At 63.1% G+C, this 13,913-nt stretch carries 12 protein-coding genes and 1 pseudogene; 4 read left to right on the forward strand and 9 right to left on the reverse strand.

The genetic code is table 11. From position 1 onward, the window contains the following. The gene (fdhF, locus tag AAFN55_RS25180; RefSeq protein WP_347801746.1) at nt 1–2,799 is read left to right on the forward strand and encodes a formate dehydrogenase subunit alpha; all 2,799 of its coding nucleotides are present in this window, start codon (nt 1–3) and stop codon (nt 2,797–2,799) included. Between the two features lie 238 nt (nt 2,800–3,037). Continuing rightward, nucleotides 3,038–3,205: pseudogene (locus AAFN55_RS25185) on the forward strand (segregation and condensation protein B); the annotation flags it as partial. A 7-nt stretch (nt 3,206–3,212) separates the two neighbouring features. Here the strand turns inward: AAFN55_RS25185 and AAFN55_RS25190 are convergent. The 9 genes from AAFN55_RS25190 to AAFN55_RS25230 form a co-directional block, all read right to left on the reverse strand. Further along, complete coding sequence (locus AAFN55_RS25190; protein WP_347801747.1) at nt 3,213–3,803, reverse strand: hypothetical protein; 591 nt, start codon at nt 3,801–3,803, stop codon at nt 3,213–3,215. A 60-nt stretch (nt 3,804–3,863) separates the two neighbouring features. Next, nucleotides 3,864–4,772: a TIM barrel protein gene (locus tag AAFN55_RS25195; protein ID WP_347801748.1), complete on the reverse strand. Its 909-nt coding sequence runs from the start codon at nt 4,770–4,772 to the stop codon at nt 3,864–3,866. Between the two features lie 22 nt (nt 4,773–4,794). After that, entirely contained in the window at nt 4,795–5,544 is a 750-nt protein-coding gene (locus tag AAFN55_RS25200) for a glycerophosphodiester phosphodiesterase family protein (RefSeq protein WP_347801749.1), read from the reverse strand. 17 nt (nt 5,545–5,561) lie between these two features. Then, nucleotides 5,562–6,389 carry an ABC transporter permease gene (locus AAFN55_RS25205; protein ID WP_347801856.1) on the reverse strand — a complete coding sequence of 276 codons (828 nt, stop codon included), beginning with the start codon at nt 6,387–6,389 and terminating at the stop codon, nt 5,562–5,564. Nucleotides 6,390–6,453: 64 nt separating this feature from the next. Next, entirely contained in the window at nt 6,454–7,380 is a 927-nt protein-coding gene (locus AAFN55_RS25210) for an ABC transporter permease (protein WP_347801750.1), read from the reverse strand. Between the two features lie 9 nt (nt 7,381–7,389). After that, nucleotides 7,390–8,376, reverse strand: a complete 987-nt coding sequence (locus AAFN55_RS25215) for an oligopeptide/dipeptide ABC transporter ATP-binding protein (protein ID WP_347801751.1) — start codon at nt 8,374–8,376, stop codon at nt 7,390–7,392. After that, nucleotides 8,373–9,398 carry an ABC transporter ATP-binding protein gene (locus tag AAFN55_RS25220; RefSeq protein ID WP_347801752.1) on the reverse strand — a complete coding sequence of 342 codons (1,026 nt, stop codon included), beginning with the start codon at nt 9,396–9,398 and terminating at the stop codon, nt 8,373–8,375. Before AAFN55_RS25220 ends, AAFN55_RS25215 begins: the two co-directional genes overlap by 4 nt. Nucleotides 9,399–9,472: 74 nt before the next feature. Next, nucleotides 9,473–11,107: an ABC transporter substrate-binding protein gene (locus AAFN55_RS25225; protein WP_347801753.1), complete on the reverse strand. Its 1,635-nt coding sequence runs from the start codon at nt 11,105–11,107 to the stop codon at nt 9,473–9,475. Nucleotides 11,108–11,234: 127 nt separating this feature from the next. Next, complete coding sequence (locus AAFN55_RS25230) at nt 11,235–11,960, reverse strand: HAD family hydrolase (protein WP_347801754.1); 726 nt, start codon at nt 11,958–11,960, stop codon at nt 11,235–11,237. A gap of 155 nt (nt 11,961–12,115) precedes the next feature. Between AAFN55_RS25230 and AAFN55_RS25235 the strand changes: the two genes are divergently transcribed. Further along, entirely contained in the window at nt 12,116–13,051 is a 936-nt protein-coding gene (locus tag AAFN55_RS25235; RefSeq protein ID WP_347801857.1) for a sugar-binding transcriptional regulator, read from the forward strand. Nucleotides 13,052–13,308: 257 nt separating this feature from the next. Then, complete coding sequence (locus tag AAFN55_RS25240) at nt 13,309–13,695, forward strand: helix-turn-helix transcriptional regulator (RefSeq protein WP_347801755.1); 387 nt, start codon at nt 13,309–13,311, stop codon at nt 13,693–13,695. Nucleotides 13,696–13,913 lie beyond the last annotated feature (218 nt).

Here is a 13,913-nt window from a genome sequence, read left to right on the forward strand (position 1 = left end):
ATGACGGGTACGGTTGAATTTACGCTGGACGGAAGAGCAGTCACCGCCACCGAAGGCGAGACCATCTGGGAGGTGGCCAGACGCGAGGGAACCAGCATCCCGCATCTGTGCCATGTCGACCTGCCGGGCTATCGCACCGACGGCAACTGCCGCGCCTGCATGGTCGACATCGAAGGCGAGCGCGTTCTCGCCGCCTCCTGCATCCGCAAGCCGACCGCCGGCATGGTGGTCAAGACCGATACCGAGCGTGCCGAGAAGTCGCGCGCGATGGTGTTCGAGCTGCTCGCCAGCAACATGCGCCCGGCCGAAGAAGGCCCCGACAACCAGTCGGCCTTCTGGCAATGGGCCTCCTCGATGGGCGTTTCGGGCAGCGGCCGCTATCCGTCCAAATTCGACGCCGCCGAAACGGCTGAATTCGACATCTCCAACCCGGCGATCGCTGTCAACCTCGATGCCTGCATCGCTTGTGGCGCCTGCGTGCGCGCCTGCCGCGAGGTTCAGGTCAACGACGTCATCGGCATGGCCGATCGCGGCGACCACACGATTCCCGTCTTTGACATGCACGACCCGATGGGCCTGTCGACATGCGTGACCTGCGGTGAATGCGTGCAGGCCTGCCCTACCGGCGCGCTGTATGAAAAGACGCTGATGGACGAAGCGGCAAAGACCCGTGTCGTCCAGGACTTCGACAGGGTTGTCGACACGCTTTGCCCGTTCTGCGGCGTCGGCTGCCAGACCACGGTCGCCGTCAAGGACAACAGGATCGTCCAGATCGACGGCCGCAACGGCCCGGCCAACGAAAACCGGCTTTGCGTCAAGGGCCGCTTCGGCTTCGACTATGCCATGTCGCCCGAGCGGCTGAACGTGCCACTGATCCGCCGCGACGACGCGCCCAAATCAGGCGATGCCGACATGCGCAATGTCGATCCCCTCACGGTATTCCGCGAGGCGACCTGGGAAGAGGCGCTGGAGCGTGCCGCCGGTGGGCTGAAGTCCATTCTCCTCCAGCATGGCGGCAGCGCGCTGGCCGGTTTCGGCTCGGCCAAGGGCTCCAACGAGGAAGCCTATCTGTTCCAGAAATTCATCCGCCAGGGGTTCGGCACAAACAATGTCGACCACTGCACCCGCCTGTGCCATGCCTCCTCGGTGGCGGCACTCATGGAAGGCGTCGGGTCCGGCGCGGTGTCGGCACCGTTCATGGATGCCCTGAAGGCCGATTGCGTCATCGTCATCGGTGCGCGTCCGACCACCAACCATCCGGTCGCCGCCACCTACTTCAAGCAGGCGGTCAAGCGCGGCACCAAGCTCATCGTCATCGACCCGCGCGGCCAGGATTTGATGCGCCACGCCACCCATTCGCTGCGCTTCAAGCCCGGCAGCGACGTCGCGATGCTCAACGCGTTTCTCCACGTCATCATCGAGGAAAAGCTCTATGACGAGCAGTATATCCAGGCAAATGTCACCGGCTTCGAGGCCCTGAAGGAGAAGGTCAAGGACTTCTCCCCCGAGGAGATGGCCAAGGTCTGCGGCATCGAGGCCTCCGTGCTGCGCGACGTGGCTCGCACCTATGCCAAGTCCGAACGCTCGATGATCTTCTGGGGCATGGGTATTTCCCAGCACACCCACGGCACCGACAATTCGCGCTGCCTGATCGCGCTGGCGCTGATCACCGGTCATGTCGGGCGCCCCGGTACCGGACTGCACCCGCTGCGTGGCCAAAATAACGTCCAGGGCGCATCCGATGCCGGACTGATCCCGATGTATTATCCCGACTACAAGTCGGTGGAGAACATCGACATTCGCGGTCAGTACGAGAATTTCTGGGGTCAGACGCTCGACCCCAAGCGCGGCCTGACCGTGGTCGAGATCATCGACGCCATCCATGCCGATGAGATCAGGGGCATGTATATCATGGGCGAGAACCCGGCCATGTCGGACCCCGACCAGACCCATGCCCGCGCCGCTCTGGCCAAGCTCGATCATCTGGTGGTGCAGGACATCTTCCTGACCGAAACCGCCTGGCATGCCGATGTGGTGCTGCCGGCCTCGGCGCATGCCGAGAAGCTCGGCACCTACTCCAACACCAACCGACAGGTGCAGATCGGGCGGCCGGCCCTCGACCTGCCCGGCGAGGCACGCCAGGACCTCGACCTGATCATCGCGCTTGCCGAGCGCATGGGTCTGGACTGGAACTACACCCATGTCTCGGAAGTCTACACCGAGATGGCACAGGTGATGCCTTCGCTCAAACATATCTCCTGGGAGCGCATCGAGCGCGAAGGCTCGGTCATCTACCCCGCCGACGGCCCAGACGTGCCAGGCAACGAGGTCGTCTTCAGCTCAGGCTTCCCGACTTCCGATGGACGTGGCCGTATCACGCCGGCCGATCTGTTGCCTCCGGACGAAGTTCCGGACGAAGACTATCCGCTGGTCCTCACCACGGGGCGCATCCTCGAGCATTGGCATACTGGTGCGATGACACGGCGCGCCGGCGTGCTCAATGCCATCGAGCCCTACGGCATCGCGGCCATGAATCCGTTTGAGATCGAGCGCAGGCTTCTCACGGCGGGCGACATCGTCGAGGTCGAAACAAGGCGCGGCACGGTCGAGGCAATCCTGCGGGCCGACCGGGAAGTGGCCGACGGCATGGTGTTCATGCCGTTCTGCTTCAACGAAAGCCCCGCCAACAAGCTGACCAACCCTATGCTGGACCCGTACGGCAAGATACCGGAGTTCAAATATTGCGCCGCGCGCATTGGGCTGGCGTTACCCGCGGCGGAAACCGTGGACGCTCTATAGACCGTCATGCGCTCTCCGCCGGGAACACAGGACTCGACGGAGAGCAGAGCTTCTCTCCTTCTCCACCCTGTCAGGCAGTGGGCACGATGAAATCGCCGAAAGCGCGGTCGTCGAATAGGTATTGGCCACGACGATGAAATTGGCGGGTTCCCAGTCCTCAGTCGAGCACCGTCCGCCAATGCGCTCGATCGCATCTCAAGGGGCTGTTGCTGACCGAGCCCGAGCGTGATCGCCTGTGCGTCCGCTCTCCCAGCCGGAAAGCCTGGTCCTGATGTGCATCGCCTATTTCCAGCCGATCACGCGCGGCGCACTGTCGTCGTTCTTCGGCAAGGAAGTTTCGCGCGACCTGACCGGCGTGCTGCGACGCCAGGCGTTCATCGCGTCGGGACCGCGCGCGCCGCAACCCGCGCGCCCTATGGCTCGACCTTCACGACGATGCTGCTGAGCCTGATCCTTACCTTCGCACCATCGCGATCCAGCGTCCGGTAATCGACGCGCTGCGTCTGCACGTCGGTTGGACCACCCTCTGGCAAAGCCTCAGGAATGAGAGCCCGCACCAGCAGTCTGGCAACGTCGCTGTTTCCTGCCGGAAGGCTGTAATCGTCCGACGTGATCTCTTCGCTCTCCGGCGAGCCCCACGGACGTTCCAGCCCGAGCCCGTCAAATCCCGGACGGCGGCGGAAGAATGCGAACCAGGCGCTCCCCATATCCGGCCCCAGGCACCAGACACCGCCGATGATCGGCACGACATCGGGATGAACCTTCGCGACGTCCAGAAGGTAATCCCGGTAGCTGATCGACCGCAGCTTGGCGATCTTCTCATCCGTCGACATGCCCGGAAGGTAGTCGACCGAACCGTGGATCAGGCGCATCAAATCCTGCCCGACCTGATCCGGGAACGGGGTTCTGGCGAGAAATTCCTCTGTCGGATTCTGCGGCGTCCCGCCTGCTACAAGGCGGTCCTCGCCATAAACGTCGCCACGGAAGAACGTCGAGGGGGCCATCCCCAGCCGCCGCCCTCAAAGCTCGGGTAGTTGTTGCGGTGACCGACCGGAAAAGGTGGATCAGGCGGCTTTTGCGGCCGCGCCGTTGTGAGCGATCAGTGTCTTCGCGCGTGCCAGGCTCTCCGGTTGCTCGCTGCGATAGCGCCGGCCGATCTCCATCATCAGGACCGTGTCGGGCAAGAAGTCGAGTTCGGCGAAGATGCCATCCCAGTCGATGTCGCCCCAACCAAGCGGCATATGCAGATCGCCGATGCCAAGCGCGGTGTTCTCCTGCAGGTGGTAGGGTCGATAGAACCCTTGCGGGCGGCCAAAGGAGTCGTGAACATGGAGATGCCCCGCTACCGGTGCCATTGAGCGCAGCTCGGCGCGGAAATCGAGGCCGCGATAGGTGGATTCGATATAGGCGTGACTGAAGTCGATCAGCGCGACCAGGTTGGGATGATTGAGAACCTTGACGGTTTCCGCCAACTCGGACGGCGTCTGGCGGTACTGGCCGGGCTCGGTGGTGAATATGTTCTCCAGCGCGATGTTCACGCCATAGGGCTTGCAGAACTCTGCGAGCTCAAGAAGCGCCTCGCGCTCGCGCACGTCGGCATTCGCCCGCTCGTGGATCTGATCCGGGCGCAAACAGCCGCCGTGCTGGACAAGAATGCGCGAGCCGACGCGATCGCAAAGCTCGGCCAGCGCCTTGGCGGCATCGAGCTGGTAGCGGCAGGTGGTCGGGTCCATGAAGTTCGACGAAACCAGGCCGTGGACGGTGTAGCGGAAATCGAACTGCTTCGTCAGCGCAACGAGCCGGTCGGCCCGCTCGGGAATGATGCGCCCGCCGGCGATGAGATCGAGGCTCGTCAGGCCGAGCTCGACGGTATCGACGCCGACGTCGGCTAGGCCGCGAAGATCGGTCTCGAGGCTTTCGAATTCTCCATCGACGGAACCGGCGTTGAAGCCCGTGCCAATGATGTTGGTCATGTCAGATCTCCTTTTCGATCGATCATGCCGCCGCGGCGGCTTCTGCCCGCAGGGAAAGTGCAAGGTCGGGCCGGTCGGTCGTCAGGTGCCCGATGCCGCGATCGAGCCACGCCCGGATAAGTGCCTCGTCATTGAGTGTCCACACACACAAACGCGCGGCGGGAATAGATGCGGTGATTTCGTCCCACCCGGCTTCCAACAATTCGTGATGGACCGCGACGATATCGACGAGCCCTGTGACCCGGGTCAGGAAGGCGTCGATGCCGCCCTGCCTGTTGACCCAAGCGGCGTTCACCGAGACGAGGCGCGCAATGTCCGGTGCGACCTTCCGGCACTCTTCCAGCACGGAGATGTCGAAGGAGGTCAGATGACAGCGTGTCCGCAGATCGAGCCGGTCTATTTCGGAAACGACCCGTTCGACGATATCCTCATAGGACTGGCCTTCGGAATCGGACTTGATCTCGACATGGAGGCGCTTCTCCGACGCGGGTGCGAGCGTTCCGAGCACGTCCGCGAATGTCGGGATCGTTTCGTCGCAGCCTTTCAGCCGCAGCGTCCTGCGCTCCTCGGCCGATAGACGGCTGACCGGGCCGCTGCCTTCGCTCGTCCTGTCGAGCGTCGCGTCGTGGATGACAACAAGTTCGCCATCGTCGGTCAGGTGGACGTCGAACTCCACCGCATCCACATCGAGCGCGAGCACGTTGCGGAATCCACCGAGCGAGTTCTCGGGCCAGAGGTCGCGCGCGCCGCGATGACCGGTAATCGATGTCATCGGAATATCTCCGTAGTTCAGCGAACGGTGGGGTCGAGCTTGTCGCGCAGCCAGTCCCCGACGAGCGAGATGGAGAGCGTGGTGAGCATGATGACGACCGCAGGCGCGAGCATGATCCACGGCGCTGTGGTCAGGTATTCGCGTCCGAAGCCAACCATGTTGCCGAGGCTCGTCTCCGGTGGCTGCACGCCGAGGCCAAGGAAGGACAGGCTGCTTTCCATCAGGATGATCTCGGGAAAGGTGAGCGTCATCGAGACGATGAGGGTGGACGCGATATTGGGAAGGATATGCTTGAAATAGACACGGCCCGGACCGGCGCCCAGTTGCACGACTGCCGAGGAATAGCCTTGTGCGCTCGCCGAAATCGCCAGCCCTCGCGCGATACGGGCGTAGCGCTCCCAACCGTAGAAGCCCATCAGGCAGATCAGCAGCCACATCGAGGATCCGAAGAAGGCGAGCACCGCCAGCGACATGATGAGAAATGGCAGTGCCGCCTGGAAATCCGCCAATGCCAAAACGAAATGCTCCACAACGCCACGAAACTTGGCGGCCGCGAAGCCGAGCGCCGTGCCCACGGTGGCTGACAGGATTGTCGCGCCGAAAGCCACCACGAGCGAGATTCGGATCGACTGAAGGAGACGGGACAAGACGTCACGGCCGAGCTCGTCCGTGCCGAACCAGTGTTGCGGGTCGCCCGGCTTCGCCAGCCGGCTGGCAAGGTCCATCGTGGTGATTCCATAAGGGCGCAGCACGTCGGCGAACGCGGCGACGAAGACCATCGCGGCCAACCAGAAGACGCCCAGGCCGACGCTGAAGGGTACGCCAAGGCGCAGCCACCTGACCATGCGGGCGAAAAAGCCGCGTTCCTGTGGGGTATGGGCGATGTCGAACGTCGTCATGATGCGCTCCTCAATGCGCCGTCTGCGCACGCAGGCGCGGATCGAGCCAGCCATAGAGCAAGTCGACGATCAGGTTGGAGACGACCATCGTGGCTGCGATCATCAACAGGATGCACTGGACGACGGGGAGGTCGCGATTGGTGACGGAGACCACCAAAAGGCGGCCGATGCCAGGCCAGGAGAAGATCGATTCTACCACCACCGCACCGGCGATCAGCGAACCGACCATGAAGCCCACGATGGTGACGATCGGAACCGCCGCATTTGGCAGCGCATGACGCCAGATCACACTCGACCACCTCACGCCCTTAGCCGAGGCTGTGCGCACGTAGGGCTGGCCCATGACCTCGATCATGGCGCTGCGCGAAAAGCGCGCGAGAATGCCGATGCCGCCGATGCTCATCGTGATGGTGGGGAGGATCGCATGCTGCCAGCTACCGTAACCGCCAGACGGCAGGAACCCGAACGTGACCGAGAAGATCAAGACGAGAAGAAGCCCCAGAACGAAGGACGGGATGGTGAAGCCCAGGACGGCCAGCAGGATGACACCGCGGTCTGTCGCGCTCGCGCGGTGAAGCGCGGCATAGACGCCGGCTGGAATACCGAGCGCGAGTTTCAGGAACAGCGCTGGAATGGTCAGTTGGAGGGTGGCCGGGATGCGTTCCATCACGAGGTCGATAGCCGGCGCGCGGTCACGCATCGACACGCCGAAATCGCCGGTCAGAATCGACTGGATATAGGCGAGATACTGCACCCACAGCGGCTGGTCGAGACCCCATTGTCTGCGGAACGCCTCTATCGCGCTTATAGGCACGTCAGGTCCGAGCATGACCTGCGCGGGGTCTCCCGAGAGACGAAGGACGACGAAGGCGAACGTCATGACCGCGAAGATCGTGATAACGGCGCGAAGGAGCTTGGAAAGTACAAAGCCGATCATCGTCCTCTCCTACGCTGCCATGGATACGGACTGCGGCGAGACCATGTGACACGCCGCGTTGCGACCGGGTGCAATTTCGGAAAGCTGCGGGCGCGACACGCGGCAGACGTCGGATGCGATGGGGCAACGCGGATGAAAGGCGCACCCCGAAGGCCGGTCGGCCGGGTTCGGTGGCTCGCCCTGAAGGACCAAGCGCCCCTCGAGCTTCTGGCCCGGAACCGGCACGCTTGAGACCAGTGCCCGGGTGTAGGGGTGCCGCGGGTTGGCAAAAATGACGTCCGAGGTGGCCTCCTCGACGATGTGACCGAGATACATGACCGCCACGCGATCGGCGATGTTGCGCACCACCTTCAGGTCGTGGCTGATAAAGACCATGGCGATCCCGTGGCTTTCCTGAAGATCGCGCAGCACGTTGACGACCTGCGCCTGGATCGACACGTCGAGCGCGGCGACAGGCTCGTCGCATACGAGGAGGTCCGGGCGCGAAGCCAGTGCACGAGCTATCACAGCACGCTGACGCTGGCCGCCCGATAGCTCGTGCGGGAAACGACCCGCCTGATCAGGCCTGAGGCCGACAGCCGTCATCAGTTCCGCAACTCGGGCGGCGCGTTCGTCCTTCGACAACAGCTTGTGGATTTCGAGTGGTTCGCCGATCTGCTCGGAGATCGGCAGGCGCTTGTCTAGCGCGGCGAGCGGGTCCTGGTAAACAAGCTGCATGCGCGCACGCAAAGCGCGCCATTCCGGCGTGCCGAGACGCGGCATCGGAGCACCATCGAAGGTCACGCCACCGCCCTGGATGGGATCGATGCCGAGAAGCATACGACCGAGCGTCGATTTGCCGGACCCGGATTCGCCGACGATGCCGAGCGTCTCGCCCGGCATGACGGAGATCGAGATACCATCGACCGCGCGGATCGGGGTGCTGCGGCCAAAGAGGCCGTGGCGTAGTTCGTAGATCCTGATGAGATCAGTGGCCTCGATAAGCGGCTTGGTCAAAGCGCTGCCTCCAGAAGCGTTTCGCGCTCACGCCGGGGCGTGTCGGCGGGGGCAGGCCTGGACATGGCCGTCGGCACCGGGTTGCGGCAGGCGAGGAAGCGCGCGGCACCGTCAGGGGCCAGCGCAGGCGCGCCACGCCCGCAGACGTCGAGCGCGCGGGCGCAACGCGGGGCGAAAGCGCAGCCCGATGGCATCTCCCGCGGATTCGGCACGGTGCCTGGTATGGGAATCAGGCGCTCGCGCGCGCCGTCGAGACGCGGAATGGCGTCGAACAGCCCGCGCGTATAGGGATGGCGAGGCTGCGCGAACAGCGTCTCGATCGGCCCCGCTTCCACGATCCGCCCCGAATACATCACGCAGATGCGCTCGCAGACCTGCGAGACTGCGCCGAGGTCGTGGCTGATGAAGACGGTGGCCATGCCCGTCTCGGCGCGCAGCATGGCCAACAGATCGAGTATCTGTGCCTGGATGGTGGCGTCGAGCGCGGTGGTCGGCTCGTCTGCGATGAGAAGGTCGGGTTGACCGGCAAGGGCCATCGCGATCATCACCCGCTGACACTGTCCGCCGGAGAACTCGTGCGGGAAAAGCTCGAAGCGCCGGCGCGCATCGGGAATGCCGACGAGGTCCAGAAGGCGCAGCGCCTCGACCTTCGCCGCGTCGCCGACGAGCCCGCGATGAAGCACCAGCGCCTCGACGATCTGCCGGCCGACTTTCAAGACCGGGTTGAGCGAACTCGACGGGTCCTGGAAGATCATAGCGATACGACCGCCACGAATATCTTCCAGCACCGAGCGGGGCCGGCCGAGAACTTCCCTGCCTTCGACCTTTACCGAACCGGAAACCGTGGCCTTGCCGGGCAGGAGGCCGAGCGCGGCCAGCCAGGTGACAGATTTGCCGCAACCCGATTCCCCGACGAGACCCAGGGCTTCGCCCGGTGCGACGTCGAGGTCTATTCCGTGTAGGACAGGAACTCCGTCGAATGCGACCGTCAGGCCGCGTAGTTCTACGAGATTGGGTTGCATCGCGCCTTCCTCTCCCGATCAGTTCATGAATAAAGACGCGGCGGCGGAATGGGACGCCGCCGCGTCGAGCGGGCTCAGGAGCTCCAGTTTCCGGCACGGAAGTCCATCGCGAAGGCCGGCGCGGCCTTCCAGTTGAGCGAGGACTTCATGCCGGTGAAGACGGCGTTCTGGTGCAGGACCTGATAGGCTGGGTCCTCGCGCTCGCAGATTTCCAGCATGCGCGCGAAGGCCTTCTTGCGCTGGGCGCCGTCGGTGCTCGTCTCCATCACGACCGACAACTCGTTCACCTCGACGTTCGACCAATCCTTCTGCTGTTGGACTTCGCCATTAGGGCCGAACTGAACGACCATCGGCGTGATCGGATCGTTGATGGTGTTGGAGGCCGACCAGTCCCGCACGCCCTTGGTTCCGATCGCCTCGTGGATCTGGCCCCAGTTCTCCTTCATTTCGATCTGCACGTTGAGGCCGACCTGGCGCCACATCTCCACGAGGACCTGCGCCGTTGGGGTCTGGTTGGTGTAGTAGTTGTTGAGCAGGCGATAGGGGATCGCGTCGCCCTTGTAGTTGGACTGGCTGAGAAGCTGGCGGGCAAGTTCGGGATTGAATTCCGGAACCGTCCAACCCTCGATGAACATATCCGTCGCCTGGAACGAGTCGAACTGGAGACCCGGTGGGATCACCGTCTGGCCGGCCCACAGCGCTTCCACGATCGCGTTGCGATCGATCGAATGTGTCATGGCGCGACGCACGAGGGGGTCGGCGAGGATGTCATTCTCCGTATTGAACACCGACACACGGTGGTTCCAGATCGGCGAGCTCTGGACCTCGAGGCCCGGCGCAGCCTGCACGGCGGCGATCTGGTCTGGAGGCAGGTCGCAAGCGAAATCGTATTCGCCAGAGAGCAGGCCGTTCACACGCGAGGCGACTTCGGGAACCTCGACGAAGCGGATGCGCTCCAGCGGCGGGCGGCCACCCCAGTATTCGTCGAAGGCGACGAGCGTCAGTGACACGTCCGGGCGATATTCCTCGACCATGTAGGCGCCGGTGGTGATCGGCTTGCGCGCCCATTCGGAATAGCTTGCCGCCTCGTCCCATGCGCGCCGGTTGGTGATCTGGCTTCCGCCCGAATAAAGCCGTCCTTCCAGCGTCACGTCGGGCGTGGCGTTGTGGAAACGCACCTTGTACTTGTCGACCACCTCGACACCGGCCAGCGCGGGCCAGAGACGACGCCCGACACCCGGCACGTTCGCGGGCAATTCCTTGGCGGTAGTCGGCTTGTTTTCTTCCGCGAAGATCGTGCGGCCGCCCACGGGCTGCGTGTCGCCAAAGACGCGTTCGGCAGAGAAAGAGAAAGCGACGTCCTCGGCGGTCATCTCGTCGCCGTTGTGGAACTTCACTCCCTGTCGCAGGTCGAGTTCCAGCGTCTTGTCGTCGAGGCGGCGCCATTCGGTCGCAAGGCCCGGCACGGGACCCTGATTGCCCATCCAGTCACGCAGGATGAGACCTTCCCAAAGGTTCGGGTAGAAAATCCGTTCTCCGACATTCGACTGCTCGTACCAGATGTCGAGCGTGGAATTGTTGGTGATTTTCTGAACCGCGATAGTCACGGACGGGCGCGATCCTTGCGCGAAGGAAGCGCGCGGCAGGATGAGACTCCCGGTGGCGGCGCCCATGAGGCCAAGGGCATGGCGTCGGTTGAGTTTCAGCATTTCGATTTCTCCTTGTCAAAAGGATGCTCATCACGCGCGAAAGGGTCCGCGTGCGGTGCGGTTTGTTGCTCTGCTGGTTTGTCGAACTCATCATGCCCCCACGCCGCAACGGCCGCGGGGAGCGCGATCACGTGAGAGCCGGCACTGGAGAGCCCCGACTGGAAGGGCGCGCGGTCGCACCCGGGTTCTCTCTGTTCAAAAGCGCGCCAAGCTGGCCTGCCCCCGTCACCACTTCGGACGCACCTGCGCTTGCGAGCACGTCGGCACGGCCGTCACGCATGTCAGCCGGATCGACGAAGCCGATCGCCGTCATTCCAGCTGCTACCGCGCCGGCGACGCCGTGTACACTGTCATCGATCACCACGCAGCGAGCCGGGTCCACACCGAGCTTGGCTGCGCACAGATAGAAAAGGTCCGGCGCGGGTTTTGGTCTTGCGACCATCTCCGCACTGAAGATATTCGGCGCAAAAGCACCCCAGAGGTCGAACAGGCCGAGACTGCGCTCGAGCCTCTCCATGCCGCTGTTGGATGCGACGCATTTGAGGCAACCCAGATCGCGGATGAGATCGCTCATGCCTGCCATAGGCTCCAGCGAGCGGCGGAACTCGGCGTAGAGATTGTCGCGGGCCTCGGCGAAGATGAGGTCAGGCTCACTGGCCCCCAACTCCTCGATGCAGATGCGGCGCGCATCTTCCTCAGAATAGCCGACGAAACGGCTGTGAACGTCCTCGTGCGAGATCGCCACGCCCGACCGGGACAGCGCCTGCCAGAGAACCCGGCTGGCGGCCGGCTCGCTGTCGATGAGAACACCATCACAATCGAAGATCAGCAATTCGAATGTCGTTGAAAGCATCGTTGCCTCGTGATCTCCCGCGCTGCAATGCTCGGAGTATCGACTTTCATTTCGATGTGTCGGACAGCTTGCCGCCCGTCTGAAGCGCGGTGTATGTTACAAATGTTACGCTCATGTGACATCTGGCGGGAGGCTCAGTGGAAACATCAGATTTGATGGTCAAGGCCGCATGGCTCTACCATGTCGAAGGGCTGACACAGGCGCAGATTGGCGAGCGCATGAACCTGACACGGCGGCGCGTGAACGAGCTTCTGGCCGAGGCACTCAATAGCGGTGTCGTGCGTATCAGCTTCGGCACGTCGCTGGCCGAGAATGTCGCATTGGAGGCGCGGCTATGCGCAAGATTCGGCCTTGCGGAGGCGGCGGTTACGTCCACTCCCCAAGATTCCGGATTGATGCATGATGTCATTGGTCGTGTGGCGGCAGGGCTTCTGGAGCGCGTCATCGCGACGCTGCGCCCCGCCGCGCTGGGTGTGGGGTGGGGATCGACGCTGCGGGAGACGGTGCGTCACATGAGCAAGGTGCGGTCAGCCGAACCCGACATGATGGTCTGTTCCATGATGGGCGGGCTGACGCGCGGCACCGGCATCAACACGTTCGAGATCGTGAATGGTTTCGCCGAAGCTCTTGGCGCGCAATGTCAATATTTTGCCGCGCCGATCTATGCCGACAGCGCGGCCTCGCGCGAACTCATCGCGGCTCAGCCGGTTTTTCGCGATCTTCTGGAAGAGGCGGCAAATGTGGATGTGTCGTTCCTCAGCGTGGGCGACACGACAGGCCAGTCCCTGCAAGTGCGCTATGGCCTTCCATCCCACATCGACGTTCGCACGATCGTTGAAGCCGGCGGCGTCGGCGATCTTCTCGGATACTATCTCGACCGCAATGGAAGACCGGTGGACCATCCCCTGAGCCGGCAGGCGATATCGCCCGATCTTTCGCGATATCGGGGCATCCCACACCGTATTATTGCGTCCGGAGGACCACACAAACGGGAGATCTTGAGAGCTGTTTTGCGTGCGGAGTTGGCCACGGCGATCGTCACCGATGCAGATACCGCGAGCTGGTTACTGGGGGAAGGTCAGCGCATGTAATGGTTCGCGAGCGAGGGCAGATCATGAAGGCTGCGTCGCCAAACTGCGGTTAGGAGCATCGGCGGTGCTCCCCATCTCGAGGCGCTGACCGCCAATGGCTAAGGAGATCAGGAACATTGGCGCCTCAATTCGCGCCCGCCTGTCGCAGGTCGCCAAAACGAGACGATGGTGGCTCGGGCGGGCACGGATTGGAATCTTGACTTTGGTTGTAATTAGTCATATATGATAAGTTATCTGCTGTATTTTATCATATATGAATGATTGAAATGGTCTCTCCCAAGGCGAAACCAGCACTGGAACGACTGGGTCAAGATATCCGCAACGCGCGTTTGCGGCGAGGCATCGCCGTGGCGGATCTCGCCGTGCGTGCTGGAACCTCGCCGAGTTCCATCGCCCGCCTTGAACGGGGTGATCCAGGCGTTGCCATCGGAACGCTTGCCGACGTTCTCGTTGTGTTAGGCCTTCTGGAGCGTCTCGCCGACCTGATCGATATCCGCAAGGACGATCTTGGGCTGGCGCTGACGACGGAGCATGGCCCACGTCGGGGGCGTTCGTTCGCGGCGAAGCTCCGGAAACAGAAGGCTCAATCTAAGGGTGTGCAGGATCGGCAGGACGTTGTGGACCCTGACGGGGCTTCGTTCTGATGGCTGATTTCGTTGCCCATGTCGCGCTTGGCGAAGGCCGAACATCGGTGGGCCAATTGCGATTCACCCATGCGGGGCCGCGGCAATTCTCGACCTTCGCCTATGACGCCGAATGGATCGAAAACCCGCGCGCCTTCGCCATACAGCCCGATTTCCCTCTTGAGGCCGGCCCGTTTCACACCTCGGGGCAGCCGGGCAACATGCGCGACGCCTTGGCG

Origin of the sequence: Mesorhizobium sp. CAU 1732, from assembly GCF_039888675.1 — a bacterium.
Lineage (GTDB): Bacteria > Pseudomonadota > Alphaproteobacteria > Rhizobiales > Rhizobiaceae > Aerobium.

What these genes read in the sequence shown, in the direction of transcription:
- AAFN55_RS25195 (WP_347801748.1), bottom strand. Translation starts at nt 4,772, where the DNA reads ATGACCAACATCATTGGCACGGGCTTCAACGCCGGTTCCGTCGATGGA.
- AAFN55_RS25225 (WP_347801753.1), bottom strand. Translation starts at nt 11,107, where the DNA reads ATGCTGAAACTCAACCGACGCCATGCCCTTGGCCTCATGGGCGCCGCC.
- fdhF (WP_347801746.1), top strand. Translation starts at nt 1, where the DNA reads ATGACGGGTACGGTTGAATTTACGCTGGACGGAAGAGCAGTCACCGCC.
- AAFN55_RS25200 (WP_347801749.1), bottom strand. Translation starts at nt 5,544, where the DNA reads ATGACATCGATTACCGGTCATCGCGGCGCGCGCGACCTCTGGCCCGAG.
- AAFN55_RS25240 (WP_347801755.1), top strand. Translation starts at nt 13,309, where the DNA reads ATGATTGAAATGGTCTCTCCCAAGGCGAAACCAGCACTGGAACGACTG.
- AAFN55_RS25220 (WP_347801752.1), bottom strand. Translation starts at nt 9,398, where the DNA reads ATGCAACCCAATCTCGTAGAACTACGCGGCCTGACGGTCGCATTCGAC.
- AAFN55_RS25235 (WP_347801857.1), top strand. Translation starts at nt 12,116, where the DNA reads ATGGTCAAGGCCGCATGGCTCTACCATGTCGAAGGGCTGACACAGGCG.
- AAFN55_RS25230 (WP_347801754.1), bottom strand. Translation starts at nt 11,960, where the DNA reads ATGCTTTCAACGACATTCGAATTGCTGATCTTCGATTGTGATGGTGTT.
- AAFN55_RS25210 (WP_347801750.1), bottom strand. Translation starts at nt 7,380, where the DNA reads ATGATCGGCTTTGTACTTTCCAAGCTCCTTCGCGCCGTTATCACGATC.
- AAFN55_RS25205 (WP_347801856.1), bottom strand. Translation starts at nt 6,389, where the DNA reads ATGGTCAGGTGGCTGCGCCTTGGCGTACCCTTCAGCGTCGGCCTGGGC.
- AAFN55_RS25190 (WP_347801747.1), bottom strand. Translation starts at nt 3,803, where the DNA reads ATGGCCCCCTCGACGTTCTTCCGTGGCGACGTTTATGGCGAGGACCGC.